The organism is Klebsiella sp. CD33, assembly GCF_051992865.1.
Classification (GTDB): domain Bacteria; phylum Pseudomonadota; class Gammaproteobacteria; order Enterobacterales; family Enterobacteriaceae; genus Klebsiella; species Klebsiella pneumoniae.
The window spans coordinates 1021654-1047660 of record NZ_CP197023.1 but is presented as its reverse complement, the minus strand read 5'-3'; the positions used below and the strand labels follow the sequence as shown (position 1 = coordinate 1047660).

28 protein-coding genes are annotated in these 26007 nt (G+C 58.0%); 6 read left to right on the top strand and 22 right to left on the bottom strand.

The genetic code is table 11. From position 1 onward, the window contains the following. Window positions 1-74: 74 nt before the first annotated feature. From ACR809_RS05225 to ACR809_RS05210, 4 genes are all read right to left on the bottom strand, one after another. A complete protein-coding gene (locus ACR809_RS05225; RefSeq protein ID WP_002915097.1) occupies window positions 75-227 on the bottom strand; it encodes a Hok/Gef family protein in 153 nt (50 codons plus the stop codon). 339 nt (window positions 228-566) lie between these two features. Beyond that, window positions 567-803, bottom strand: a complete 237-nt coding sequence (locus ACR809_RS05220; RefSeq protein ID WP_002915098.1) for a non-oxidative hydroxyarylic acid decarboxylases subunit D — start codon at window positions 801-803, stop codon at window positions 567-569. A 10-nt stretch (window positions 804-813) separates the two neighbouring features. Next, window positions 814-2241 (bottom strand): non-oxidative hydroxyarylic acid decarboxylases subunit C, encoded by a 1428-nt coding sequence (locus tag ACR809_RS05215; protein ID WP_122051090.1) that lies wholly within the window; start codon window positions 2239-2241, stop codon window positions 814-816. Next, window positions 2241-2834 (bottom strand): non-oxidative hydroxyarylic acid decarboxylases subunit B, encoded by a 594-nt coding sequence (locus tag ACR809_RS05210; protein ID WP_002915099.1) that lies wholly within the window; start codon window positions 2832-2834, stop codon window positions 2241-2243. The genes ACR809_RS05215 and ACR809_RS05210 overlap by 1 nt, the downstream gene beginning before the upstream one ends. Before the next feature lie 173 nt (window positions 2835-3007). Here ACR809_RS05210 and ACR809_RS05205 point away from each other — a divergent pair, with 173 nt between their 5' ends. Then, the gene (locus ACR809_RS05205; RefSeq protein WP_002915102.1) at window positions 3008-3415 is read left to right on the top strand and encodes a MarR family winged helix-turn-helix transcriptional regulator; all 408 of its coding nucleotides are present in this window, start codon (window positions 3008-3010) and stop codon (window positions 3413-3415) included. An 8-nt stretch (window positions 3416-3423) separates the two neighbouring features. Here ACR809_RS05205 and ACR809_RS05200 read toward each other — a convergent pair whose 3' ends face one another. Continuing rightward, complete coding sequence (locus tag ACR809_RS05200; RefSeq protein ID WP_004181081.1) at window positions 3424-4311, bottom strand: LysR family transcriptional regulator; 888 nt, start codon at window positions 4309-4311, stop codon at window positions 3424-3426. 108 nt (window positions 4312-4419) lie between these two features. On the opposite strand from ACR809_RS05200, the gene ACR809_RS05195 reads away from it, so the two are divergent. Together ACR809_RS05195 and ACR809_RS05190 are read left to right on the top strand one after the other, a co-directional pair. Beyond that, on the top strand, window positions 4420-5622 hold the full coding sequence (locus ACR809_RS05195) for an MFS transporter (protein WP_122051089.1): 1203 nt from the start codon (window positions 4420-4422) through the stop codon (window positions 5620-5622). Continuing rightward, on the top strand, window positions 5619-5996 hold the full coding sequence (locus ACR809_RS05190) for a hypothetical protein (RefSeq protein ID WP_002915104.1): 378 nt from the start codon (window positions 5619-5621) through the stop codon (window positions 5994-5996). The genes ACR809_RS05195 and ACR809_RS05190 overlap by 4 nt, the downstream gene beginning before the upstream one ends. Window positions 5997-6048: 52 nt before the next feature. Here ACR809_RS05190 and rpoS read toward each other — a convergent pair whose 3' ends face one another. From rpoS to cysG, 13 genes are all read right to left on the bottom strand, one after another. Beyond that, entirely contained in the window at window positions 6049-7041 is a 993-nt protein-coding gene (rpoS, locus tag ACR809_RS05185) for an RNA polymerase sigma factor RpoS (protein ID WP_002915106.1), read from the bottom strand. Window positions 7042-7198: 157 nt separating this feature from the next. Then, window positions 7199-8335 (bottom strand): murein hydrolase activator NlpD, encoded by a 1137-nt coding sequence (nlpD, locus tag ACR809_RS05180; protein ID WP_004149542.1) that lies wholly within the window; start codon window positions 8333-8335, stop codon window positions 7199-7201. Between the two features lie 125 nt (window positions 8336-8460). Further along, window positions 8461-9087 carry a protein-L-isoaspartate(D-aspartate) O-methyltransferase gene (locus ACR809_RS05175; protein WP_122051088.1) on the bottom strand — a complete coding sequence of 209 codons (627 nt, stop codon included), beginning with the start codon at window positions 9085-9087 and terminating at the stop codon, window positions 8461-8463. Continuing rightward, window positions 9081-9842 (bottom strand): 5'/3'-nucleotidase SurE, encoded by a 762-nt coding sequence (surE, locus tag ACR809_RS05170; protein ID WP_004174648.1) that lies wholly within the window; start codon window positions 9840-9842, stop codon window positions 9081-9083. The genes ACR809_RS05175 and surE overlap by 7 nt, the downstream gene beginning before the upstream one ends. Beyond that, window positions 9823-10872 carry a tRNA pseudouridine(13) synthase TruD gene (truD, locus tag ACR809_RS05165; protein WP_004174647.1) on the bottom strand — a complete coding sequence of 350 codons (1050 nt, stop codon included), beginning with the start codon at window positions 10870-10872 and terminating at the stop codon, window positions 9823-9825. Before truD ends, surE begins: the two co-directional genes overlap by 20 nt. Continuing rightward, complete coding sequence (gene ispF / locus ACR809_RS05160) at window positions 10869-11348, bottom strand: 2-C-methyl-D-erythritol 2,4-cyclodiphosphate synthase (RefSeq protein ID WP_023342108.1); 480 nt, start codon at window positions 11346-11348, stop codon at window positions 10869-10871. Before ispF ends, truD begins: the two co-directional genes overlap by 4 nt. After that, window positions 11348-12058: a 2-C-methyl-D-erythritol 4-phosphate cytidylyltransferase gene (gene ispD / locus ACR809_RS05155; protein ID WP_122051087.1), complete on the bottom strand. Its 711-nt coding sequence runs from the start codon at window positions 12056-12058 to the stop codon at window positions 11348-11350. The genes ispF and ispD overlap by 1 nt, the downstream gene beginning before the upstream one ends. Before the next feature lie 19 nt (window positions 12059-12077). Beyond that, window positions 12078-12395: a cell division protein FtsB gene (gene ftsB, locus ACR809_RS05150; protein ID WP_002915156.1), complete on the bottom strand. Its 318-nt coding sequence runs from the start codon at window positions 12393-12395 to the stop codon at window positions 12078-12080. 140 nt (window positions 12396-12535) lie between these two features. After that, window positions 12536-12862 carry a DUF3561 family protein gene (locus ACR809_RS05145; protein ID WP_002915157.1) on the bottom strand — a complete coding sequence of 109 codons (327 nt, stop codon included), beginning with the start codon at window positions 12860-12862 and terminating at the stop codon, window positions 12536-12538. Window positions 12863-12912: 50 nt separating this feature from the next. Beyond that, complete coding sequence (gene cysC, locus ACR809_RS05140) at window positions 12913-13518, bottom strand: adenylyl-sulfate kinase (RefSeq protein ID WP_002915158.1); 606 nt, start codon at window positions 13516-13518, stop codon at window positions 12913-12915. Then, window positions 13518-14945, bottom strand: a complete 1428-nt coding sequence (gene cysN / locus ACR809_RS05135) for a sulfate adenylyltransferase subunit CysN (RefSeq protein ID WP_004181094.1) — start codon at window positions 14943-14945, stop codon at window positions 13518-13520. The genes cysC and cysN overlap by 1 nt, the downstream gene beginning before the upstream one ends. A gap of 9 nt (window positions 14946-14954) precedes the next feature. Continuing rightward, window positions 14955-15863 carry a sulfate adenylyltransferase subunit CysD gene (cysD, locus tag ACR809_RS05130; RefSeq protein ID WP_002915160.1) on the bottom strand — a complete coding sequence of 303 codons (909 nt, stop codon included), beginning with the start codon at window positions 15861-15863 and terminating at the stop codon, window positions 14955-14957. A gap of 9 nt (window positions 15864-15872) precedes the next feature. Then, window positions 15873-17279 carry a siroheme synthase CysG gene (gene cysG / locus ACR809_RS05125; protein ID WP_162992569.1) on the bottom strand — a complete coding sequence of 469 codons (1407 nt, stop codon included), beginning with the start codon at window positions 17277-17279 and terminating at the stop codon, window positions 15873-15875. A 246-nt stretch (window positions 17280-17525) separates the two neighbouring features. Here cysG and ACR809_RS05120 point away from each other — a divergent pair, with 246 nt between their 5' ends. Next, the gene (locus tag ACR809_RS05120) at window positions 17526-18572 is read left to right on the top strand and encodes an aminopeptidase (RefSeq protein ID WP_004174643.1); all 1047 of its coding nucleotides are present in this window, start codon (window positions 17526-17528) and stop codon (window positions 18570-18572) included. Window positions 18573-18644: 72 nt separating this feature from the next. Here the strand turns inward: ACR809_RS05120 and cysH are convergent, their stop codons facing one another. From cysH to cysJ, 3 genes are all read right to left on the bottom strand, one after another. Then, the gene (gene cysH / locus ACR809_RS05115) at window positions 18645-19379 is read right to left on the bottom strand and encodes a phosphoadenosine phosphosulfate reductase (RefSeq protein WP_002915177.1); all 735 of its coding nucleotides are present in this window, start codon (window positions 19377-19379) and stop codon (window positions 18645-18647) included. A 98-nt stretch (window positions 19380-19477) separates the two neighbouring features. Next, a complete protein-coding gene (cysI, locus tag ACR809_RS05110; protein ID WP_004142787.1) occupies window positions 19478-21190 on the bottom strand; it encodes an assimilatory sulfite reductase (NADPH) hemoprotein subunit in 1713 nt (570 codons plus the stop codon). Further along, complete coding sequence (cysJ, locus tag ACR809_RS05105) at window positions 21190-22989, bottom strand: NADPH-dependent assimilatory sulfite reductase flavoprotein subunit (protein WP_004151065.1); 1800 nt, start codon at window positions 22987-22989, stop codon at window positions 21190-21192. Before cysJ ends, cysI begins: the two co-directional genes overlap by 1 nt. Window positions 22990-23305: 316 nt before the next feature. Here cysJ and queD point away from each other — a divergent pair, with 316 nt between their 5' ends. Continuing rightward, window positions 23306-23671, top strand: a complete 366-nt coding sequence (gene queD / locus ACR809_RS05100; protein ID WP_004174641.1) for a 6-carboxytetrahydropterin synthase QueD — start codon at window positions 23306-23308, stop codon at window positions 23669-23671. A 40-nt stretch (window positions 23672-23711) separates the two neighbouring features. On the opposite strand, the gene queE is transcribed toward queD, so the two are convergent. Then, complete coding sequence (queE, locus tag ACR809_RS05095) at window positions 23712-24383, bottom strand: 7-carboxy-7-deazaguanine synthase QueE (RefSeq protein ID WP_002915210.1); 672 nt, start codon at window positions 24381-24383, stop codon at window positions 23712-23714. 474 nt (window positions 24384-24857) lie between these two features. On the opposite strand from queE, the gene ACR809_RS05090 reads away from it, so the two are divergent. After that, window positions 24858-25967: an SDR family oxidoreductase gene (locus ACR809_RS05090; RefSeq protein ID WP_004210593.1), complete on the top strand. Its 1110-nt coding sequence runs from the start codon at window positions 24858-24860 to the stop codon at window positions 25965-25967. The last annotated feature ends 40 nt before the right edge of the window (window positions 25968-26007 follow it).

The following is a 26007-nucleotide window of genomic DNA, read 5'->3' as shown; positions in this document are numbered from 1 at the left end:
TTTAGTAAACAAAAAAATGGGTGTTAGAGGATGCGTCCTGACAACCCATACGCGGGGTTGCCCCCGCGGGGATGCTACTTCTTCGATTCGTAAGCGAGAACAGCTTTAAACTCAATATTACGCTCTTTAATACTCAGCTCGCATAGTGAGCTGTGCACCAACAGCGTAAATCCCAGTACCGTAATACAGAGTACGATGATTGCCACAAGGGCATATTTTGTCAGCATATCTTGCCTCCCTGCAAAGAAGAGACTAACATCTGAATTGTCTATGTTCATTCGCTAGCCTCAGTTGATAGAAATATCTCCTGGGGCTTTCGTCTGTCTGGGGTCCTGGTAATGCTCAAGGCCAGACAGCCTCAAGCACCCGCCGCAATTCTACACTCGTCAGGGCGTGAAATTTATCTGCAAGGAATTAATCAGACGAATTTTATAATAATCTGGATGCAGGCTCGCAAAGTCATCCCGGTATATTAACCCTTCACGTAATTTTTTAATTTAATGAAAAAAATAATTTCCATAATTGTACTAAATATAAAAAAGGCCCGACTTAGCGGGCCCCTTTCATTAACGCTTATCTTCCGGCAATAGCGGCGGTACGTGCGGCACCTGCGGCGCCTCATCGATATCTTTCTGCGTCATGCGGAACGCTTCCGGATAGTGTTCGCGGCTGGTGCGGCGCAGCGGCTCGGTATCTCGCCAGGTGTAAAGACAGTGCTGGCACTGATACACGGTCCAGACCCCTTTCACCGGCGAGGTCGCCATGACTTCAATCTTTTCATCGGCGCAACGTGGACAAATCATCTTCTTCTCCTTATTTACGGTTGGCCAGCATAGCGGTCAGTTTTTCAGCCCAGGCTTTGGTTTCCGGCAGATCCTGCACCGGCTGGCTGTAGTGACCGCGAAGGTCCGGCGCAACCGGGGTGGTGGCGTCGATAATCAGTTTGTCGGTAATGCCTGCCGGGCTGGAGCCTGGGTCAAGTTCAAGGACCGACATGTTCGGCAACTGCACCAGGTCTCCCGCCGGGTTAACCTTCGAGGAGAGCGCCCACATCACCTGCGGCAGGTTGAACGGGTCGACGTCTTCATCAACCATGATCACCATCTTCACATAGCCGAGGCCGTGGGGAGTGGTCATCGCCCGCAGGCCCACCGCGCGGGCAAAACCGCCGTAGCGTTTTTTGGTGGAGATGATCGCCAGCAGACCATGGGTGTACATGGCGTTGACCGCCTGCACCTCCGGAAATTCGGCCTTCAGCTGCTGATACAGCGGTACGCAGGTCGCCGGGCCCATCAGATAGTCAATCTCGGTCCACGGCATACCGAGGTAGAGCGATTCAAAAATCGGTTTGCTGCGATAAGAGACTTTGTCGATACGCACTACCGTCATGTTACGACCGCCGGAGTAGTGACCGGTAAATTCACCGAACGGCCCCTCGATCTCACGCTTACGCCCTTCAATGACCCCTTCGAGGATCACTTCCGAACCCCAGGGCACGTCAAAGCCGGTCAGCGGCGCGGTAGCGATGGGATACGGGCTCTCGCGCAGCGCGCCAGCCATCTCATATTCAGACTGATCGTATTTCAGCGGCGTGGCGCCCATCAGGGTAATAATCGGGTCGTTACCGAGGGTAATGGCGATCGGCAGATCTTCCCCACGCTCTTCCGCTTTGTGCAGGTGCAGCGCGATATCGTGCATCGGTACCGGCTGCAGGCCGAGCTTGCGCTTGCTTTTCACTTCCATGCGGTAGATACCGACGTTTTGCTTACCGAAGTTATCTTTATCCAGCGGATCGCGCGAAACGACACAGGCTTTATCGAGGTAGAAACCGCCGTCACCATCGTTGAGGCGGAACAGCGGCAGAATATCGAACAGGTTGATATCATCGCCATCAACAGTATTTTCTGCCCACGCCGGGTTGGCGCGGCGCTCTGGCGTCACCGGGAAGTTATCCCAGCGGCGAATGAACTCATCAATCTGCTTTTTCACCGGCGTGTTAGGCGGCAGGCCCAGCGAGATGGCATGGTTCTGCCACGAGCCGATGGTGTTCATCGTCACGCGAGCGTCGTTAAAGCCGCGAATATTATCGAACCACAGCGCCGGGGCACCGTCGCCGATGCGTCCGGTAGCATTGGCGGCCGCCGCCAGATCGGGCTCAGCGTTCACCTCTTCACTGATTTTCAGCAGTTGTCCCTGGTCATCCAGCGCCTGCAAAAAGCTGCGCAAATCATCAAAAGCCATTATTCGATCTCCTGTGCAAATTGTTCTGCCGTGCGCAAGCCGTTCCAGCGGCGCGCTTTGTGATAGTCGAGGCCAAACTGATCCAGCACCCGGGTGACGATATGATTGGTGATATCGTCAACCGTCTCCGGGTGGTTGTAGTAAGCTGGCATGGGCGGGACCATCGCCACGCCCATGCGGGACAGCGCCAGCATGTTCTCCAGATGGATCGTGCTGAGCGGCATTTCCCGCGGGACCAACACCAGCTTGCGCCCCTCTTTGAGCACCACGTCCGCCGCGCGGCCCACCAGCCCTTCGGCATAACCCGCGCGAATGCCTGCAAGCGTTTTCATACTGCAGGGAATAACGATCATGCCGTCGGTACGAAATGAACCGGATGAGATGGTGGCGGCCTGGTCTGCCGGGCTGTGGGAAAAGTCCGCCAGCGCGGCCACTTCGCGCGCCGTCCAGGGCGTTTCCAGCTCGATGGTGGTTTTGGCCCATTTCGACATCACCAGATGGGTTTCCACCTCCGGCATATCGCGCAGCGCCTGCAGCAATGCCACCCCAAGCGGTGCCCCGGTGGCCCCCGTCATCCCAATAATCAGTTTCATTCCAGACCTCATTACTTTTGTTCGTGTACGAACTTTATATTTAAACTACCCCCTCCAGCTCTTATTGGCAAGATCGTTCGTATACGTGCGCATTTTTAATCAAAACGCAGAAAGGGTATAAAAAGGCGTACGAACGGCTATCATAGAGGTGACAGTTTTGTTACGGAGTATTCATGGAGTTACGAAACGAAGCATTCCACCTGCTGCGCCAGCTTTTTCAACAGCATACCGCCCGCTGGCAGCAGGCGTTGCCGGACCTGACTAAACCTCAGTATGCGGTGATGCGCTCGGTAGCGGAGCACCCCGGGATCGAACAGGTGGCGCTGATTGAAGCGGCGGTCAGCACCAAGGCTACGCTGGCGGAGATGCTCAGCCGAATGGAAGCGCGCGGCCTGGTGCGCCGGGAGCACGATCCGGCCGATAAACGCCGCCGTTTTGTCTATCTGACCGACGAAGGCGAGGCGTTGCTTAACCGTTCCATTCCGCAGGGCAATGAGGTCGATGACGAGTTTCTCGGCCGCCTGAGCGATGACGAGCGCGAGCAGTTCTCCCGGCTGGTGCACAAAATGATGGCGCCCTGAACGGGCGCTTAACCGACCTTCTCGCGCAGGAAGTCAATAAATGCCCGCACCCGGGTCGGCAAATGCTGCGAGTCGGGATAAAGGGCATACACGCCCTGCTGTGGGAAATGGTATTCCGGCAGGAGCGGCACCAGCTCCCGCTGCGCCACCTTTTTGGCTACCAGCCATGCGGGCAGCAAGGCGACGCCGCATCCCGCCAGAGCAAAGCTCATCAGCGCCGTAGCGCTATCAGCAGAAAACCGCGGCGCGCTGGCTATCGCGAAATCCACCTCTGTCTGGTGATCCGTGCGCAGCTGCCAGCGCAGCGGCGTCGGCAGGCGCTCGTGAATAATCCACTCAGCTTGCGCCAGATCGGACAGCGTCTGCACCGGATGGCTTGCCAGCCAGGCCGGAGAGGCGACGGGCAGGATCGCGAAACTGGCTATCCGCGTCGCACGATAGCGGGAATCGGCCAGCGTACCGAGGCGTATCGCCACATCAAATCGTTCTGAAATGAGGTCGGCATGATGGGAGGAGGAGACGTGGCGCACCCGCAGCGCCGGATGACGACGGGCGAACGCGGCCAGCGCTGGAATGATAACCTGCGCGCCATACTCCGGCGTGGTGGTGATCCGGAGCTCCCCGCTTAAGCCGCTATGGCTGGCCCGCACTTCATCCTGGAGATTTTCCGCCGCGTTCAGGAGCGCCACCCCGCGCTGATAGAACAGCACCCCGGCGTCAGTGAGCCGCAAACGCCGCGTCGAACGCAGCAGCAGCGTCACCCCCAGCTCATTTTCCAGCTGCCGTACGTTAAAGCTAACCACCGCCTTGGTCTGCCCCAGCGCCGCTGCGGCCAGGGTGAAACTGCCGGCATCTACCACGGCGATAAACATGGTCACGCGCTGAAGATTAAGCATCGTCGTCCGGATGATTGTCAAAAATATTCAGACAGTATATCCCGATTAGTCCCGTTTATCCCTCGCTGCGGCAGGTTTACAGTAGCCGCCTGTCTGAGGGAGTGAACCATGACCTACCGCCACCGCGTTGCCACCGTTTTTCTGTTCGGTTTTTTTCTCGATTTGATCAATATGTTTATCGCCAGCATCGCCTTTCCGGCAATCAGCCGCGCGCTGGCGGTTTCCGTCTCGCAGCTGGCGTGGGTCAGTAATGCCTATATTCTCAGTCTGACGGTCGTTGTGCCGTTCAGCGCCTGGCTCAGCGAGCGCTGGGGGGCGAAACGGCTGTTTTTACTCTCGCTGGGGCTGTTCAGCCTCGGCGCGCTGGCGGCAGGACTTGCCAACAGCCTGAGCGAACTGATTTTATGGCGGACGCTGCAGGGGATGGGCGGCGGGCTGTTAATCCCCCTCGGCCAGGCGCTGACGTGGCCGCTGTTTCAGCCGCATGAGCGGGCGAAGCTGTCGGCGGCGGTGATGCTGGTCGGCCTGCTGGCCCCCGCCTGCTCGCCGGCGATCGGCGGCCTGTTAGTCGAGGCGTTCAGCTGGCGCTGGGTCTTTTTCGCCAGCCTGCCTGTGGCTCTGCTAACCTTTGTGCTGGCGGTGCGATGGCTGAACGACACCCCCGGTCCGGTTCGCCCGACTCGCTTTCTTCCACTGTCGCTGCTGGCCGATCCCCTGCTGCGCTTCGCGATGCTGATCTACCTCTGCGTGCCGGGGATGTTTATTGGCGTCAACGTGGTGGGGATGTACTACCTGCAACGCGTCACCGGGATGGCGCCGGGGGCAATCGGTGCCCTGATGGTGCCCTGGTCGCTGGCCTCGTTTGCCGCCATCACTTTTACCGGCAGATATTTCAACCGCTTCGGGCCCCGGCCGCTGGTCGTCATCGGCTGCCTGCTTCAGGCGATGGGGATCATGCTGCTGCTGAAGATCGATGCGGACAGCCCGCTGGCGCTGTTGATTCTGGCCTTTACGCTGATGGGCGGCGGAGGCAGCTTATGCAGCAGCACCGCGCAAAGCAGCGCTTTCCTGCATACGCCTGCCGAAGAGATGCCTGACGCCAGCGCGCTATGGAATCTTAACCGCCAGCTCAGCTTCTTGGCCGGCAGCGCCCTGCTCGCCCTGCTGCTGAGGGTATTCCCGCCGGCCTACGCCTGGCAGGGGGTATTTATCAGCGCCGCTGTCATTACCCTGTTGCCGCTGCTGTTTTGCCTGCGGCTGAATAATCGGGCGATTATCCATCGCCTGCACACCACTCTGGAGAAGTCATGAATCCTTATCTGCAGGAAGTCCTCGATGCCCATGTCCTTATCGAACGCTGGTTAAGCCATGGCGAAGGAAGCGCTGAGGCGCTGATGAAGCGTTTTGCCGCCGATTTTACCATGATCCCCTTGAGCGGTGAGAAGATGGACTACCCAACGGTGAGCCGTTTTTTCCATCACGCCGGCGGCAGCCGTCCGGGGTTAGATATCGTAGTGGATCAGATGGAAATCATCAGCGAGTGGCACGACGGTGCCGCAGTGCTATATCGTGAAAGCCAAACGCTGGCGGATAGCAGTCAGAACGTTCGCTGGTCGACGGCGATTTTTCAGCAAGCGGAAGGGAAAATTGTCTGGCGCCATCTGCAGGAAACCCGCCTCGGCTAGCCCAAAGAAAAAGGCCCCGACTTTCGAGGGGGCCTTTTTGACAGAAAACGTCTTATTCGCGGAAGAGCGCTTCGATATTCAGCCCCTGTCCCTGCAGAATTTCCCGCAGGCGACGCAGACCTTCCACCTGGATCTGCCGCACGCGTTCGCGGGTCAGGCCAATTTCACGGCCCACATCCTCCAGCGTGGCAGCTTCATAACCCAGCAGACCAAAACGACGTGCCAGAACTTCACGCTGCTTGGCGTTCAGTTCGAACAGCCATTTGACGATACTTTGCTTCATATCATCGTCCTGCGTGGTGTCTTCCGGGCCGTTCTCTTTCTCATCGGCCAGAATATCCAGCAGCGCTTTTTCTGAATCGCCACCCAGCGGAGTATCCACGGAGGTGATGCGCTCGTTCAGACGCAGCATACGGCTGACGTCATCGACCGGTTTGTCCAGCTGTTCGGCGATCTCTTCCGCGCTAGGCTCGTGGTCCAGCTTATGGGACAACTCGCGCGCGGTACGCAGATAGACGTTCAGCTCTTTAACAATATGGATCGGCAAACGGATCGTACGGGTTTGGTTCATGATCGCCCGTTCAATAGTCTGGCGGATCCACCAGGTCGCGTAGGTCGAAAAACGGAACCCACGTTCCGGGTCAAACTTCTCAACGGCGCGGATCAGGCCGAGGTTACCTTCTTCAATCAGATCCAGCAGCGCCAGACCACGATTGCTGTAACGACGGGCAATCTTCACCACCAGACGCAAGTTACTTTCAATCATGCGACGGCGTGAAGCGACATCACCACGCAGTGCGCGACGCGCGAAATAGACTTCCTCTTCCGCGGTCAGCAGTGGGGAATAACCAATCTCTCCAAGATAAAGCTGAGTGGCGTCAAGTACGCGCTGGGTTGCGCCTTGCGACAGCAGCTCTTCCTCAGCCAGATCGCTATCACTGGGTTCCTCTTCTACTAAGGCTTTCTCGTCGAAAACCTCAATTCCGTTCTCATCAAATTCCGCGTCTTCATTTAAATCATGAACTTTCAGCGTATTCTGACTCATAAAGGTGGCTCCTACCCGTGATCCCTGAGCAAAGCACCTTCCACGGCACATCAACAAACGACGCCTGGACGATTTCCCCTGCCCTCTCTGCGAGAGGAACGTAGACACCGCCCTGGCGCCTGTTAGCTGATGCTTCGCTTATCCGTACTTTGCCAAATTATCGCTGCGGTAAGTACTGCAGCGGGTTGACGGATTTCCCCTTGTAACGAATTTCAAAATGTAATCTTGTTGAGCTGGTTCCGGTGCTACCCATGGTAGCGATTTTCTGCCCCGCTTTGACTTCCTGTTGCTCCCGAACCAGCATGGTATCGTTATGAGCGTAGGCACTCAGGTAATCATCGTTGTGTTTGATGATAATAAGATTACCGTAGCCGCGCAGTGCGTTACCGGCATAGACGACGCGCCCATCGGCGGTCGCGACAATAGCCTGTCCCTTACTGCCTGCAATATCGATACCTTTATTGCCGCCTTCCGCGCCGCTAAAGTTCTCGATAACCTTGCCATCAGTCGGCCAGCGCCATGCTGAGATCGGCGAACTGGTTGACGTACTGCTTGCAGTCGGCTGGGTTGTGCTCACCGTTGTTGGTGCCGTCACCGGCGCGACAACCGTTGTGGTTGTGGTCGCTGGTTTATTATTAGGCAACATCTTGGTAGCACTCTGTTCACCTGAAGATTCAGAATACGTAATAGTCGGTTGTGAAGCAACCACCGCGGTCGATTTTTGTGCAGAAGTTGTGCTGGTCGTCGCACCGCCGCTCGCTCTTGCGCTGGCCTGAGAAACGGCGTTTTCGCCGGTGATCGGCTGGCCTGAGGCGTTACCGACCTGCAGTACCTGCCCCACGTTCAGCGCGTACGGGGCCGGGATGTTGTTGCGTTGCGCCAGGTCGCGGAAATCGTTGCCGGTGACCCAGGCGATATAGAATAGCGTGTCGCCGCGTTTTACCGTATAGGTACTGCCGCCGGTATAGCTACCTTTCGGAATATCGCCATATTTGCGGTTGTAAACGATCCGGCCATTTACCGTCTGTACCGGCTCCTGCGCCACCGGCGCCGGCTGCGGCTGAATGGTCTGGGTCTGCATCGGCTGAATCGGCTGCGCCTGAGGAGCGGACTTGACGCCGGAGGGTGGCGGCGTAATCAGCATGCCGGAGTTGGTGCTGGAAGAGGCGGCGCCGCCGGCAGAGCTAACCGGCGCAGGCGGATTATTGGTGTTGGTACACCCGGCCAGCCAGAGTGAAACCAGTGAAAGAGCCGCAATACGGCTGACGGTAAATTTGGTGCTTCCCGCGCTCATTTATCCCCCAGGAATATGTTAACTGCCAATATCTTGCTTACCGGGCGGCGCCCGGCCAGGACACTGAAAAATGTGTCCACCCTACGCCTAAAGTCAGGCAAAAAAAACCTGGAATAATCCGGGTCTCAGGCCAGCTCCCCCTTCACCAGGGGAACAAAGCGAACGGCCTCGACGGTATCAATGATAAATTCGTTGCCCCGACGACGGATCCGTTTGAGAAACTGATGCTCTTCGCCGACCGGCAGCACCAGCACGCCGTCATCATCCAGTTGCGCCAGCAGCGCGGTCGGTATTTCCGGCGGCGCCGCTGTCACAATAATGGCATCAAACGGCGCCCGCGCCTGCCAACCTTGCCACCCATCGCCATGACGGGTTGAAACATTATGTAAATCAAGTTGTTTCAGGCGACGACGCGCCTGCCACTGTAAACTCTTAATTCGCTCTACCGAGCATACGTGATGCACCAGATGCGCCAGGATGGCCGTCTGGTAGCCGGAACCGGTGCCGATCTCCAGCACCCGCGACTCCGGCGTCAGCGTCAGCAGCTCGGTCATCCGCGCCACCATATACGGCTGGGAGATGGTCTGCCCCTGGCCAATCGGCAGCGCGGTGTTTTCCCACGCTTTATGTTCAAAGGCTTCATCAACAAACTTTTCGCGCGGGACCAGCGCGATCGCCTCGAGGACACGTTCATCGACGATGCCCTGCGCGCGCAGTTGATTCAACAAACTTTCAACACGTTTACTTACCATTGCCTGTCAACCCCGACACGTTCCAGCCAATCGGTGACCACCTCATGCGCCTGATGGGCGGTTAAATCGACGTGCAATGGCGTCACGGAAACATAGCCTTCATCCACTGCCGCAAAATCGGTGCCCGGCCCGGCATCGCGCTTATCGCCCGGCGGGCCAATCCAGTACAGGGTGTTGCCGCGAGGATCTTGTTGCGGGATCACCTGGTCGGCCGGATGGCGGTTGCCGCAGCGGGTCACGCGAATGCCCTTGATTTGATCAAGCGGGAGATCCGGCACGTTGATGTTAAGGATCCGCCCGGTACGCAGCGGCTCGCGGCTTAAGGCGCGCAGAATGGTGCAGGTTACCGCCGCGGCGGTATCGTAATGCTGATAGCCGTTCAGCGACACGGCCAGCGCGGGGAACCCCAGATGACGGCCTTCCATCGCCGCGGCCACGGTGCCGGAATAGATGACGTCGTCGCCCAGGTTGGGGCCGGCATTAATGCCGGAAACCACGATGTCCGGACGCGGGCGCATCAGCGCGTTCACGCCGAGATAGACACAGTCGGTCGGGGTGCCCATCTGGACGGCGATGTCGCCATTTTCAAAGGTAAACGTACGCAGGGACGATTCCAGCGTCAGCGAATTTGAGGCCCCGCTGCGGTTACGATCGGGTGCAACCACCTGGACCTCGGCAAACTCCCTTAAGGCCTTCGCCAGGGTCTGTATCCCCGGCGCATGGATCCCGTCATCGTTACTCAGCAATATTCGCATAGTCACCCGTTGTATTGATAAGCTCCCTGACCACGCTGGTGGCGAAGCTGCCCGCCGGCAGCCAGAAACGCAGTTCAACGGTTACGTCATCCCACCAGTTCCAGCTGAGCCGCTGTGGATAGAGAAGCATCGCCCGGCGCGCCGCCTCGACTTTCTCCCGCACCAGCAGCGCCTGCAACGCGGTTTCCTCGGCGATCGCGGCCTGCTCGAAAGCCAGGGCGTCGCGCTGGCTTCCCCAGTCGCCGCTGCCCGGCAGCGTGGCCGTAATCATCAGTTCGCGGTTATGCACCCGCGCCTGCGAAACCTCGAGTTCTTCCGGTGTGACGACAAACCAGCTCCCGCGCCCCGCTAATTGTAGCGCATCGCCATCAACGACCTGATTAAATTCCGTTTTTTTTAATCTAATACTCACTTGCTGATTAAACAACGCGCTGCGGGCTGCCGACAACCAAAAACTGCGCTTATTGCGATCGCGCACTGGCGCGCCGCTCTCCGCCCAGCGCAGGGCACCCTGCAGGTTACTGCCGCCAATGCCGAAGCGCTGCGCGCCGAAATAGTTCGGCACTCCCCGTTCAGCGATGGCCTGCAGACGCGTCTCCACGTCCTGGCGATCGCTAATCTCGCGCAGGATCACGGTAAACTGGTTGCCTTTCAGCGCGCCTAAACGCAGCTTACGCTTATGGCGAGCATATTCCAGTACCTGGCAGCCCTCGAGCTGAAATTTGCTCAGGTCCGGCATCTCTTTGCCGGGCACCCGGGCGCACAGCCACTGCTCGGTGACCGCGTGCTTATCCTTTTGCCCGGCGAAGCTCACTTCACGGGCGTGGATCTTAAGGAATTTCGCCAGCGCGTCGGCGACAAAGCGCGTATTGCAGCCGTTTTTCAGGATCCGCACCAGCACGTGTTCGCCTTCGCCGTCCGGGGCAAAGCCCAGATCTTCCACCACCAGAAAATCTTCCGGATTGGCTTTCAGCAGCCCACTGCTCTGCGGCTTGCCGTGCAGCCAGGTCAGTTGGTCAAAGGCGATCATTTGTCGGCCTTACGCAGCAGCGCAACCGCTTCGCAGGCGATCCCTTCCCCGCGGCCGGTGAAGCCGAGCTTCTCGGTGGTGGTCGCTTTCACGTTGACGTCGTCCATATGGCAGCCGAGATCCTCAGCGATAAAGACGCGCATCTGCGGAATATGCGGCAGCATTTTCGGCGCCTGGGCAATAATCGTGATGTCGACGTTGCCGAGCGTATAGCCCCTGGCCTGAATGCGGCGCCATGCTTCGCGCAGCAGTTCGCGGCTATCGGCGCCTTTAAACGCCGGATCGGTATCGGGGAACAGCTTGCCGATATCGCCCAGCGCCGCAGCGCCAAGCAGCGCGTCGGTCAGCGCATGCAGCGCGACGTCGCCGTCGGAGTGGGCCAGCAGCCCTTTTTCATAAGGAATGCGTACCCCGCCAATGATGATTGGGCCTTCACCGCCAAAAGCGTGTACGTCAAAACCATGTCCAATTCGCATTAAGCTTTCTCCTGGTGTCGGGAACGGGTGAGGTAAAATTCAGCCAGCGCCAGGTCTTCCGGGCGCGTCACTTTAATATTATCCGCGCGTCCGGCGACCAGCTGCGGATGGAAGCCGCAGTACTCCAGCGCCGAGGCTTCATCGGTGATAGTGGCTCCCTCGTTTAGCGCGCGAGTGAGGCAATCCACCAGCAGCTCGCGAGGGAAAAATTGCGGGGTGAGCGCATGCCACAGGTCATTGCGGTCGACGGTATGGGCGATAGCGGTTTTGCCCGGCTCGGCGCGCTTCATGGTGTCGCGCACTGGCGCCGCAAGGATCCCGCCGACGCGGCTGGTTTCGCAGAGCGACAGCAGGCGGCTGAGGTCGTCCTGATGCAGGCAGGGGCGCGCGGCGTCATGCACCAGCACCCACTGCGCCTCCGGCAACGCCTGCAGGCCGGCAAGCACCGAATCGGCGCGCTCGGCGCCGCCATCCACCACGGTAATCTGCGGATGCTGCGCCAGCGGCAGCTGGCTGAAGCGGCGATCGCCGGGGCTGACGGCAATCACCACCCGCTGGACGCGCGCATCCACCAGCAGCGCGGCGACCGCGTGTTCGAGAATCGTTTTGTTACCGATTGAGAGATATTGTTTCGGGCATTCCGTTTGCATGCGGCGGCCGAAACCGGCTGCCGGCACCACGGCGCAAACGCCCGGAAAAGTGGCTGCCATGTTGTAATCCTGGGCCTGGTTATCGATTGTTCTGCTGTTGCCCCGATGCCTGATTGCGTTTAGACGCATCCGGTACCAGACGATAGAAGGTTTCGCCCGGGCGGGTCATGCTGAGTTCATTGCGCGCACGCTCCTCAATCGCTTCCTGCCCGCCGTTGAGGTCGTCAATTTCGGCAAACAGCTGATCGTTGCGTGCTTTTAATTTGGCGTTAGTCGCCTGCTGGGCGGTGACGTCGTCGTTAACCCGCGTGTAGTCGTGCAGGCCGTTTTTACCGAACCACAGCGAATACTGTAGCCAGACCAGCAAAGCTAATAATAGCAGCGTTAGTTTACCCATCCTGCCCCCTGAAAAACGGCATCATCATCCCAAAACTCGCCCGGGTACGCTACCGGGGCGCGCGGACGATGCCGCGTAACGCGGGGACTGTACCATATTTTTGCTGTCGATACCCATGCTTGATTCATACCAGCAACGGGTTATCCCAACAGCCAGAGGAAGAGTAGCGCAAACATCAGCCCAACGGTCAGGATGGTCGCGCTGACGCTATAGAGCAGTTTGCCATTGAGCAGAGAGTGCAGCGCAATACCGACCACCACCGCCACCGGCATCAACGCAAGGAAGAATGGCCAGGTGTAGAGGAGAAAGAAGAGTGTATTACTGCCATAGAGAAGGAAGGGAATACCCAGCGCCAGCAGCCACGAAATAAAGCCCACGGCAGCGCCCGACAAAGACCAGGTGGTCTCGTCGCCGATCGCCGGAGGCGGTTCTGAACGAATAATACTGAGGTTCTGGGTATTGCGCATATCGAATCCTGTAGACCGGGCAACCGGCACCCCTCGATGCCGCTGCCGTTTCAGGATCTGATAATATCGCTCTGTTGCAGCAGGTCTAATAGTTGGTGCACCAAATTTGTTACCAATTGTTCACCATCCAGATGAATTTCCGCCTTTTCCGGTGCCTCATAGACCGAGTCTATACCGGTGAAATTGCGTAATTCCCCTGCCCGCGCTTTCTTATACAATCCTTTCGGATCCCGCGCCTCGCAGATGGCCAGCGGGGTATCGACGAACACTTCGATAAAGCGTCCTTCCCCGAGGCGCTCGCGCACCATCTGCCGTTCCGCACGGTGCGGAGATATAAATGCCGTCAATACCACCAGCCCGGCATCGACCATCAGCCTGGCCACTTCGCCGACGCGGCGAATGTTCTCTTTGCGATCCTCATCGCTGAATCCCAGGTCGCTGCACAGGCCATGGCGCACGTTATCGCCGTCCAGCAGATAGGTGCTGACGCCGCGCTCATGCAGGGCCTCCTCCAGCGCCCCAGCGACGGTGGATTTACCCGACCCCGAAAGGCCGGTAAACCACAGCACCACGCCGCGATGGCCGTGATGCTGTTCCCGCTGCTGTTGGGTCACAGGGTGGGCATGCCAGACGACGTTTTCGTCATGCTGGGCCATTATTTGCCTCCCAGCAGGTCGCGGGCGTCCCAGTGCGGGAAATGTTTACGGATCAGCTGGTTCAGCTCCAGCTCGAAGGCGCTGTACTGTGATGCCGAAGTCGATGCCTGCAGGTGCGGCTCGTTGACCATCCCGGCGCCGACGGTGACGTTGGTCAGGCGATCGATAAAGATAAGCCCGCCGGTCACCGGGTTTTGCTGATACGGATCCAGCACTAAAGGTTCGTCAAAGGTCAGCTCCACCAGGCCGATGCCGTTCAGCGGCAGAGACTCGACTTCACGCTGGGTCAGGTTGTTAATATCGACCTGGTAGCGGATAGCGTCGACGCGAGCGCGGGTCTTCTTGCCGGCGATTTTGATGTCGTAGCTCTGGCCCGGGGTCAGCGGCTGTTCGGCCATCCACACCACGTCGATGCTGGCGCTCTGTACCGCCGGCAGCGAGGCTTGCGCGTCAACCAGCAGGTCGCCGCGACTGATGTCGATTTCATCTTTCAGCACAAGGGTAATGGCTTCGCCGGCGGCGGCTTCCTGCAGGTCGCCGTCGAAGGTGACGATACGCGCTACGCTCGATTCGACGCCCGACGGCAGCACCTTCAGACGCTGGCCAACCTGCACGGTACCGGAGGCGACCGTGCCGGAGAAGCCGCGGAAATCAAGGTTCGGACGGTTAACATACTGCACCGGGAAGCGCAGCGGCTGGCTCTCGACCACCCGCTGGATCTCCACGGTTTCGAGGACTTCCAGCAGCGTCGGGCCACTGTACCACGGCATATTCGCGCTCTGGCTGGCGACATTATCGCCTTCCAGCGCCGACAACGGCACAAAGCGGATATCAAGGTTGCCCGGCAGCTGCTCGGCAAAGGTCAGATAATCTTCCCGGATCTCGTTGAAGCGCGCTTCGCTAAACTCGACGAGATCCATTTTGTTGACAGCCACCACCAGGTGTTTAATGCCCAGCAGCGTAGAGATAAAGCTGTGGCGACGGGTTTGATCCAGCACGCCTTTACGGGCGTCGATCAGCAGAATCGCCAGGTCGCAGGTGGACGCCCCGGTGGCCATATTGCGCGTGTACTGCTCGTGCCCCGGGGTGTCGGCGATGATAAATTTGCGTTTTTCGGTTGAGAAGTAGCGATAGGCCACGTCGATGGTGATGCCCTGCTCGCGCTCGGCCTGCAGGCCGTCCACCAGCAGCGCCAGGTCCAGCTTTTCGCCCTGGGTGCCGTGACGCTTGCTGTCGTTGTGCAGCGAAGAGAGCTGGTCTTCATAGATCTGGCGCGTATCGTGCAGCAGGCGGCCAATTAAGGTGCTTTTGCCGTCATCGACGCTGCCGCAGGTCAAAAAACGCAGCAGGCTCTTGTGCTGTTGCGCGTGCAGGTAAGCTTCTACGCCGCCTTCGTTGGCAATTTGTTGGGCAATGGTCGTGTTCATGGCGGCTCCTTAGAAATACCCCTGACGTTTCTTCAGCTCCATCGAGCCGGCCTGGTCGCGGTCAATGACGCGCCCCTGACGTTCGCTGGTGGTCGATACCAGCATCTCTTCAATAATTTCGGGTAGCGTCTGCGCTTCAGACTCCACCGCGCCGGTCAGCGGCCAGCAGCCGAGGGTACGGAAACGCACCATCCGTTTTTCAATCACCTCGCCCGGCTGCAGATCGATACGGTCGTCATCGATCATCATCAGCATACCGTCGCGCTCCAGCACCGGACGCTCAGCGGCCAGATACAGCGGCACGATTTCAATATTTTCCAGATAGATGTACTGCCAGATATCCAGCTCGGTCCAGTTGGAGAGCGGGAAGACGCGGATGCTTTCGCCTTTGTTAATCTGGCCGTTGTAGTTGTGCCACAGCTCCGGACGCTGATTTTTCGGGTCCCAGCGGTGGAAACGGTCGCGGAAGGAGTAGATGCGCTCTTTCGCGCGGGATTTCTCTTCGTCGCGACGCGCGCCGCCGAACGCGGCGTCAAAGCCGTATTTGTTCAGCGCCTGCTTCAGGCCTTCGGTTTTCATGATATCGGTATGCTTGGCGCTGCCGTGGACAAACGGGTTGATGCCCATCGCCACCCCTTCCGGGTTTTTATGCACCAGCAGTTCACAGCCGTAGGCTTTAGCGGTCCGGTCGCGGAACTCATACATCTCACGGAATTTCCAGCCGGTATCGACGTGCAGCAGCGGGAACGGCAGGGTTCCCGGATAAAACGCTTTGCGCGCCAGATGCAGCATTACGCTGGAATCTTTCCCGATGGAGTACATCATTACCGGGTTAGAAAATTCGGCGGCCACCTCACGAATAATATGGATGCTTTCCGCCTCCAGTTGCCGCAGGTGAGTGAGTCGTTTTTGGTCCATAACCGTTCCTTAAGCCAGATTGACCACCGAAGCGTTAAACCCCTCGGCGGATGATGTATGTTGAAACCAGGCGAGCTGCTGATGCAGCTGCACCACTTCGCCTACCACCAGCAGGGCGGGCATCGGGGCGTCTTTCGTCAGGTGTTCGAGTTGTTGCAATGTGCCGGTTATCGTCTGCTGATCGTCACGGGTGCCACGGGAAATCACCGCCACCGGCGTGTCGCTGTCGCGACCGTGGGCGATCAGCTGGGCGCTGATTTCCGCTGCCTTCATGGTGCCCATGTAGATCGCCAGCGTTTGTTGGCTCTTCGCCAGCAGCGACCAGTCGAAGGGGGCGCTGTCCGGCTTATAGTGGCCGGTGACAAAGACGGCGCTTTGCGCATAATCGCGATGGGTCAGCGGAATACCGGCGTAGGCCGTCGCTCCGGCGGCTGCGGTGACGCCCGGCACCACCTGGAACGGGATCCCCGCCTCGGCGGCAGCCTGCAGCTCTTCTGCGCCGCGGCCAAAAATAAACGGATCGCCGCCCTTCAGGCGCACGACGGTTTTCCCCGCCTTCGCCGCCTCCACCAGCAGCTGATTGGTTTCATGCTGCGGCACCGAATGCTCGCCGGCGCGTTTGCCAACGCAGATCAGCTCGGCATCGCGGCGCACCAGCTCGAGAACCGGCTGAGTCACCAGATGATCGTGGAAAACCACGTCCGCCTGCTGGATCGCCTGCAGACCGCGAAGGGTCAGCAGCCCGGCATCGCCCGGCCCGGCGCCGACCAGAATAATTTCTCCCGTCTCGCGTTCGGGTTTGTCGAGCTCATCCTGCAGCGCTTTTTCCGCCTCCGCAGAGTTGCCCGCCACCATCAGGCTGGCGAAGCGGCCGGTAAAGACGCGCTCCCAGAAGCGGCGACGCGCTTCGGTGGTCGTCAGGCGGGTTTTCAGATGGTTGCGCCAGTAGCTTGCTGATTCCGCCAGCCGACCGAGATTCGTCGGCAGCAGCGCTTCGATTTTTTCACGCAGAATGCGCGACAGCACCGGCGCTTTACCGCTGGAGGAGATCGCCACCAGCAGCGGCGAACGGTCGACGATAGAAGGGAAAACAAACGAGCACAGCGCCTGGTTATCCACCACGTTGACCAACCGGTAGCGCGCGTTAGCTGCCGCAAATACCCGCTGGTTAAGCGCCTCATCCTCGGTGGCCGCAATCACCAGAAAGACATCATCCACCAGCGAGTCGCTGAATTCCGTCGCCCGCCAGCTGAGTGCCTGGCGCGCAGCCAGATCGGCCAGCGCCGGTGACAGCGTTTCAGCGACCACCTGCACCTGCGCCTGGGCGCGCAGCAGGAACTTGATCTTACGTTCAGCAATCTCGCCGCCGCCGATCACCAGCACGGGCCTTTGTTTCAGTTCGGCAAAAAGGGGCAAGTAATCCACGGTGCAACAACTCTCTTACATTCAGCGATACTGCGACTATAGGGTGCGCCTTAGAGCAAATGAAATTACGAAATGGAATGAGTTGTGACACAAAGGAATAACGCGGCGGAAATACAAATATCAAAAAGTGCTTAACGCGCTATTTTTCCGCTATTTAAGAGCAATTGAAATTGTTTAACCGCGGTCACAGTTTCATACTGTACGCGTCAAATTGTCTTGTTCGTGTAAGGACCCCTTATGTTTTCCGCGTTGTGCCGCCGTCTGCTTCCGCTGGCGCTCGGCACCGGTTTTGTTTTTGCCGCCGCCCCCGCATTCAGCGCGCTGGGCGACACCGCCAGTAGCCAGGCCCGCCATATCGCCACCGTCTTCCCGGGACGAATGACCGGAACGCCGCCGGAAATGCTCTCAGCTGACTATCTGCGCCAGCAGTTCGCCCTGATGGGGTATCAGAGCGACGTGCGAAGCTTCAATACCCGCTATATCTATACCGACAGCAATCAGCGCAAGAACTGGCATAACGCCACCGGCAGTACGGTGATCGCCGCCCATGAAGGTAAAGTGCGCCAGCAGATTATTATCATGGCACACCTCGACACCTATGCGCCGCAGAGCGATAAAGACGTGGAGAACAACCTCGGCGGCCTGACGCTGCAGGGCATCGACGACAACGCGATGGGACTTGGCGTATTGCTGGAGCTGGCGGAGCATTTAAAGAACGTCCCTACCCGCTATGGCATCCGCTTTATCGCCACCAGCGGTGAAGAGGAAGGCCGTCTCGGCGCGCAAAACCTGCTGCAGCGGATGAGCGAAGCGGAAAAGAAAAATACCCTGCTGGTGATCAATCTCGATAATCTGGTGGTGGGCGATAAGCTTTACTTCAACAGCGGCCGCAGCACGCCGGCCTCGGTGCGCAAGCTGACCCGCGACCGCGCGCTGGCTATCGCTCGCAGCAAGGGCATCGCCGCCTACACCAACCCGGGACTTAATCCGGCTTATCCGAAAGGCACCAGCTGCTGCAATGACGCCAGCGTCTTCGACAACGCCGGGATCCCGGTGCTGTCGGTCGAGGCGACTAACTGGTCACTCGGCAAAAAAGATGGCTATCAGCAGCGGAGCAAATCGGCCAGTTTCCCGCAGGGAACCAGTTGGCATGACGTCCAGCTTGATAATCAGCAGTATATCGACCACGCGCTGCCGGGGCGCATCGAACACCGCGGACGCGAGGTAGTGAAAGTCATGCTGCCGCTGGTGAAAGAGCTGGCGAAGGTGGAGAAGAAAAGCTAATACGCACAAAAGAACGCGCGGTATCGCCCGCGTGTTCTTTTTGAATTATCACTCAGAGGAAGAGCTAACAGCTTAACCCTCGTGCAATCCGCACTCGCGTTTAAGCCCGAAGAACCGGGTCTCTTCTTCTGCCATGCCCGGCTCCCATTTGCGGGTGGTGTGGGTATCGCCTACCGAGAGATAGCCCTGATCCCACAGCGGGTGGTACTTCAGCCCGTGCTTTTGCAGGTACTGATACACCGTGCGGTTATCCCAGTCGATAATCGGTAGCACCTTGAACACCCCGCGCTGGACCGCCAGCACCGGAAGCGTTGCCCGGCTGCCCGACTGCTCGCGGCGCAGACCGGCAAACCACGTCTGCGCGTTGAGCTCTTTCAGCGCCCGGTTCATCGGCTCAACCTTGTTGATCTCATTGTATTTCTCAATGCCCTCAACGCCCTGCTCCCACAGCTTGCCGTAGCGCGCCTCCTGCCAGGCCGCGCTTTCAGCCGCGCGGTAGACCTTCAGGTTCAGCTTGAGCTTGTCCGTCAGCTCGTCAATAAACTGATAGGTTTCCGGGAACAGGTAGCCGGTATCGGTGAGGATCACCGGAATATCCGGGCGGATCTGATTCACCAGATGCAAACTGACCGCCGCCTGAATGCCAAAGCTCGACGACAGCACATAGTTTCCCGGCAGATTTTCCAGCGCCCACGCCACACGCCCTTCGGCGTCAAGCTTTTCCAGTTGGGCGTTGGTTTCCGCGAGTGCCAGAATGCGTTCCACTTTCGGCAATGCATTAAGCGCGTTTAGATCGAGTACGGACATATGAACCTCGTTTGCCTGTTTTGCCGGACGACACTGCGTTCGTCCGGCCTACGGGTTTCGCTGGCCCGGATCGCTACGCGCCACCGGGCACCAGGATGTTATTCCCAGAAATCGCGGGCTGGGTCGAGCACCGGGCGAATGATGCCCGCACGCACCGTAAAATCGCCGAAGCCTTCACCCGCTTCGCGCTCTTTCGCCCAGCGCCCTACCAGTTCGTCTAGCGAGTCGAGAATTTCCGACTCGGTAATATTCTCCCGGTACATCCGCGGGATGCGGGTGCCGTTGCGGTTACCGCCGATGTGCAGGTTATAGCGGCCCGGCGCTTTGCCCACCAGTCCCACTTCCGCCAGCATCGCGCGGCCGCAGCCGTTCGGGCAGCCGGTGACGCGGGTGACGATATGCTCATCGCTCACGCCGTGCTTGCTCATCACCCCTTCCACCTTGTCGATAAACGACGGCAGGAAACGCTCGGCTTCCGCCATCGCCAGCGGGCAGGTCGGGAAGGAGACGCAGGCCATCGAGTTTTCGCGCTGCGGGGTGACGGCATTCATCAAACCATGATCCCGCGCGAGCTTCTCGATCCGCGCCTTCTGATCTTCGGGTACGCTGGCGACAATCAGGTTCTGGTTAGCGGTGATGCGGAATTCGCCTTGATGGACCTTAGCAATCTCCAGCAGGCCAGTCTTCAGCGGACGACCCGGATAATCGAGAATGCGGCCGTTTTCAATAAACAGCGTCAGGTGCCACTTATCATCAATCCCCTTCACCCAGCCGATGCGATCGCCGCGGCCGGTAAATTCGTACGGGCGGATCGGCTCAAACTTAATGCCTGCCCGGCGCTCCACTTCCGCTTTGAAGGTTTCGACACCGACGCGCTCAAGGGTGTACTTGGTTTTCGCATTCTTACGGTCGGTACGGTTGCCCCAGTCGCGCTGGGTGGTCACAACCGCTTCCGCTACCGCCAGGGTATGCTCCAGCGGCAGATAACCGAATTCGCTCGCCGTGCGGGCGTAGGTTTTTTTGTTACCATGTTCGATAGAGAGACCGCCGCCCACCAGCAGGTTAAAGCCCACCAGCTTGCCGTTTTCGGCGATCGCCACGAAGTTCATGTCGTTGGCGTGCAGATCGATATCGTTCTGCGGCGGGATCACCACCGTGGTTTTAAACTTACGCGGCAGATAGGTCTGGCCGAGGATCGGCTCTTCGTCAGTAGTGGCGACCTTTTTCTGATCCAGCCAGATCTCGGCATAAGCGCGGGTACGCGGCAGCAGATGCTCAGAGATCTTTTTCGCCCACTCGTAGGCCTCAGCGTGCAGCTGCGACTCGTAGGGGTTGGAGGTGCACAGCACGTTACGGTTCATATCGTTGGCGGTGGCCAGCGCGTCCAGCCCCACCGAGTGCAGCATCTGATGCACCGGCTTGACGTTCTTTTTCAGAATGCCGTGGAACTGAAAGGTCTGCCGGTTGGTCAGGCGAATACTGCCGTAAATGGTGTTCTCAGCGGCAAACTTATCGATCGCCTTCCACTGGGTGGTGGTGATCACCCCGCCCGGCAGACGGCAGCGGAGCAGCATCGCATGACGCGGCTCCAGCTTCTGGGCGGCGCGCTCCGCGCGGATATCGCGATCGTCCTGCTGGTACATGCCGTGGAAACGGATCAGCAGGAAGTTATCGCCTTTAAAACCGCCGGTCAGACCGTCGTTTAAATCTTCCGCAATGGTGCCGCGCAGGTAGTTGCTCTCAAGCTTCATGCGCTCGGCATCGCTCAGTTTACCTTCGACCACTAAAGGCCCCGGATGTTTTTCGCTCATTAGTAGACATCTCGCTGATAACGGCGCTCAACGCGCAGCTCACTTAAAAATTCGTCCGCCGCTTCGGCGTCCATCGCGCCGTATTCGGCAATCACTTCCAGTAAGGTGTTTTCCACGTCCTTCGCCATACGATTGGCGTCGCCGCAGACATAAATGTGGGCGCCGTCATTGATCCAGCGCCACAGCTCGGCCCCCTGCTCGCGCAGTTTGTCCTGCACATAGATTTTTTGTTGTTGATCGCGGGACCAGGCCAGATCGATACGGGTCAGCAGACCTTCCTTCACATAGCTCTGCCACTCCACCTGATAGAGGAAATCTTCGGTGAAGTGCGGGTTGCCGAAGAACAACCAGTTCTTGCCTTGCGCTCCGTCCGCAGCGCGCTGCTGCATAAAGGCGCGGAACGGCGCAATACCGGTGCCCGGGCCAATCATGATCACCGGGGTCTCCGGGTTGGCTGGCAGACGGAAGTTGTCGTTGTGTTCGATAAAGACACGGACTTCGCCATCCTCTTCCACGCGGTCGGCGAGGAAGCTGGAGGCGCCGCCAGCCCGGGCGCGGCCTTCAATTTCATAGCGCACCACGCCCACGGTGACATGCACCTCGCTCTCCACTTCCGCCTGTGAGGAAGCAATAGAATACAGGCGCGGCGTCAGCGGACGCAGCAGACCGATTAACGCCTCAGCGTCCAGCTGCGCTGGAGAGAAACGGACCATATCGACGATCGGCGTCGCGGCGGCATACTGCTGCAACTGAGCTTTATCGCCCACCAGCGGCAGCAGCGATTCGCTGCGCGTCAGGGTGGCGTAGTTTTCAACGATAGTCGCGGTGTTAACCGTCAGCTCAAAATGCCACTGCAGGGCTTCCGACAGCGGCAGAGTTTTACCCTCAACGGTCACCGGCTCGTCGCCTTTCAGCCACAGCAGCTCCACCAGCTCTTTCACCAGCTGAGGATCGTTCTGGTACCAGACGCCCAGGGCGTCGCCCGGCTGATAGCGCAGACCGGAATCACCGAGGTCTATTTCGATATGGCGCACATCTTTTTCTGAATTGCGGCCGGTGATTTTCTGATTGACCGACAGGGTCGCCGTCAGGGGCGCTTCTTTGGTATATGGGCTGGTGTGAATATCGTTCACCGCGCCGCTGGTGGCCAGCTGAGCGGGCGCAGCGACCGGCGCACGGGCCTTCAGCGCCTCAACCACGCGCGCGCGCCATTCAGCGGCCGCGGCCTGATATTCAACGTCGGCATCAACGCGATCGAGCAGACGTTCCGCGCCGAGCTCGGCCAGCTTGTTGTCGAAATCTTTGCCGGACTGACAGAAAAATTCATAAGAGGTATCGCCGAGACCAAAGACGGCGAACGCGGTCCCGTCCAGCTTCGGCGCTTTCTTAGAGAATAGGAACTTATGCAATGCGACCGCTTCTTCCGGCGGCTCTCCTTCCCCCTGGGTGGACGTCACTACCACCAGCAGTTTTTCCGCAGCAATTTGTTTGAATTTATAATCGCCTGCATTCACCAGCTTCACGTTCAGCTTCGCCGCCAGCAGATCGTCACGCAGCGCTTCGGCGACGCGGCGGGCGTTGCCGGTTTGCGAGGCGGAAATCAGCGTGATCGTCGGTACCTCGGCGGCCGGGGCGGGGGCGGCTACCGCCGCGCCGGACTGCTGATTCAGCACGCCCCAGAAATAGCCAGATACCCAGGCGAGCTGAGTGGGCGTGAAGTCAGTGGTGGCCGCCTGAAGGCGCGCCAGTTGCTCCGGGTTGAGCGGCAGCAAGTTGGAAGGTGGGGCCTGTGTCGTCATGCGTCGTTTGTTCCAGTAAGCAAAGCTGTTATTCGCACCCTGTCAGCGCGACAAAAACAGAAGAGAATAGAAGGTTAACGGCGGGCATAGTAACAATTAAAGAAGGGATGGAAATAATAAATAACCAAATGGACTAACCTGTTTTAGTTGTAGTTATTAACAACAAAATCGATTAAATAAGCAATTGAAATATAAGAGATTAAATCAAATAAAGCAGATAAACATGTCCATTTTCTGTTCACGGCCGTTTTAGTTAATGCGAAAAAATGTACTTTCCGGTACCCTACGGCGGTTTTTTTCGTCCTGTTGAGAGTCAATGATGTCCACCACGCTGTTTAAAGATTTCACCTTCGAAGCCGCCCACCACCTGCCGCACGTCCCGGAAGGACACAAATGCGGTCGCCTGCATGGCCACTCCTTTATGGTGCGTCTGGAGATCACCGGTGAAGTCGATCCCCATACCGGGTGGATCATGGATTTTGCCGAGCTGAAGGCCGCCTTTAAGCCGACATACGATCGCCTCGACCACTATTATCTGAACGATATTCCTGGTCTGGAAAACCCCACCAGCGAAGTGCTGGCCAAATGGATCTGGGATGAGATGAAACCGCGGGTGCCGCTGCTGAGCGCCGTGATGGTCAAAGAGACCTGCACCGCCGGCTGCGTCTATCGCGGCGAGTAAGCGAAAAAAAGCCCGGTCAGTACGCTGCCGGGCTTTTTTATCAGGCAATATTCAGATACTTGTGCGTCTGCATAGACAGGCGCCAGTTGCGGGCGATGCAGGTGTCGATACACAGGCGCGTCGCATCTTCTTTCTGACTGATCGGCTGCAGGGCGATGATCCGCGGTTTGTCATCGCTCAGCGTTTCCAGCAGTTCGTCCAGCGCTTCTATGTCGCGGACGCGCCCTACCGGATGCTTGATCTCATCCGCCCGCTGCAGGGCCTGAGACAGCACGTCATAGCCACCGCGCATGTTGACCTTCGGGGAAACCGTCACCCAGGTATTGGGGCTGCAGCGTACTTCATGGGTGCCGCTGGTTTCAATCTGACAGCTAAAGCCGTTTTGTTCCAGAAGCGAGGTTAACGGCGTTAAATCATGAATGCAGGGCTCACCGCCGGTAATAACCACGTGGCGGGCTGTCCACCCCTGCCGCCCAATAATCGCCAGCAGATCCTCGCTGCTTGCCGGGCCCCACTTGTCGCTCTCTTTGGTTTTCGCCAGGATGCTGAACAACGACACTTCCCGATCGGCCAGCTTGTCCCAGGTATGCTTGGTGTCACACCACGCGCATCCTACCGGGCATCCCTGCAGACGAATAAAGATGGCAGGCACGCCGGTGAAGTAACCCTCGCCTTGCAGGGTCTGGAACATCTCGTTAATCGGGTACTGCATAGTCATCTCTGTTTAGGGTGATAAACGTTCATTATCGCAGATTTCGCTGCCCAGGTCTTGTCCTGCGCTGCGATCGCTTTTTTACCCCTCCGTCAATATCCGTGTCGGGAATAATATTATTGATTAAAAAAGCAATCTTTTCTTTTGGCTTAGTTTATTAGCATGGTAAGAATTAAAATAAATAGCATTCTGACGCGCGGGGGGAAATATGTAACAGAAAATGTTATTCCTGTCATTCAGGATAAAATAAAAGGTCCAAGAACCAAAATAAAAAACCTTAAAATACAGTAATGTACAAACTGATACATGAAAGAGTGAATTATCTGGCCGATCTGCGAGTCCAATTCTATCCCCCGGTAATAATAACCTTAAACTGGTCTTAATAAAGCCCTGATCGGGCCCCTTTTTTATTTAATTGTCGTTTACTTTTGCCCGCCTAGAATCCCGCAGACCAACCATAATGAGATAGCGTTTATGACCACATTATTAATTACCGGCGTTACGGGGTTTCTGGGCGGTGCCGCGTTAGAGAAAATACTCCATCAGGAAACCCGGTTAGATCTGCTGCTGCTGGTACGTGCTGATAGCCCCGAGGCTGGCCTCGAACGGGTCAAAGAGAACATGCGTAAGTTCAACATCGCCGAGGAGAAGCTGGCGATGTTGCGCCAGCAGCATATCCTTCTGGGCGATCTCGCCTCTCCGGAGCATTTTCTTAACGATCCGCGCCTCGATCAGGTCACGCACATCCTCAACTGCGCCGCTGTCGCCTCATTTGGCAGCAACCCGCTTATCTGGAAGGTTAACGTTGAGGGCACGCTGCGCCTGGCGCAACGTATGGCGCAGGTGACGGGTCTGCAGCGCTTTCTGCACGTCGGTACGGCGATGTCATGTTCGCCTGAACCGGATTCACTGGTCGCCGAAAGCGCGGAGTTTCGGGAACGCGCTGAGCACCTGGTGGAATATACCCACTCGAAGTCGACCATCGAGCAGCTGATGCAGCAGCAGTGCCCTACGCTACCGCTGGTAATTGCCCGCCCCTCTATCGTGGTGGGTCATACCCATCACGGCTGCCGGCCTTCCAGCAGTATTTTCTGGGTGTTCAGCATGGGGCTGATGCTGCAGAAATTCATGTGCTCCATGGAGGACCGAATTGACGTTATCCCGGTGGACTACTGCGCCGACGCCCTGCTAATGCTGCTTAACCAGCCTCTGGCTCACGGCGAGGTGGTGCATATCTCTGCTGGCGAAGAGAACAGCGTGAAGTTTGCCGAAATCGACCGGGCGATGGCTCAGGCCCTGGAGCAGGCGCCGGTGGGGGATAAGTACGCCCAGGTGAGCTATGAAACGCTGGTCAAAATGAGACGCGAACTGAAAGGGATATTTGGGCCATGCAATGAGCGGCTGATGCTGAAAGCCATGCGCTTATACGGCGCATTCGCCACACTGAACGTGCGCTTTAGTAACGACAAGCTGCTGAGCATGGGGATGCCAAAACCGCCGCGCTTTACCGATTACATCGACCGCTGCGTGGAAACCACCCGCGGATTGTCGATCCCTCAGCAAATGGCCGTCGACTTTAAATAATGGCCGCAGGCGTAAAAAAAAATGCCAGCCCGAAGGCTGG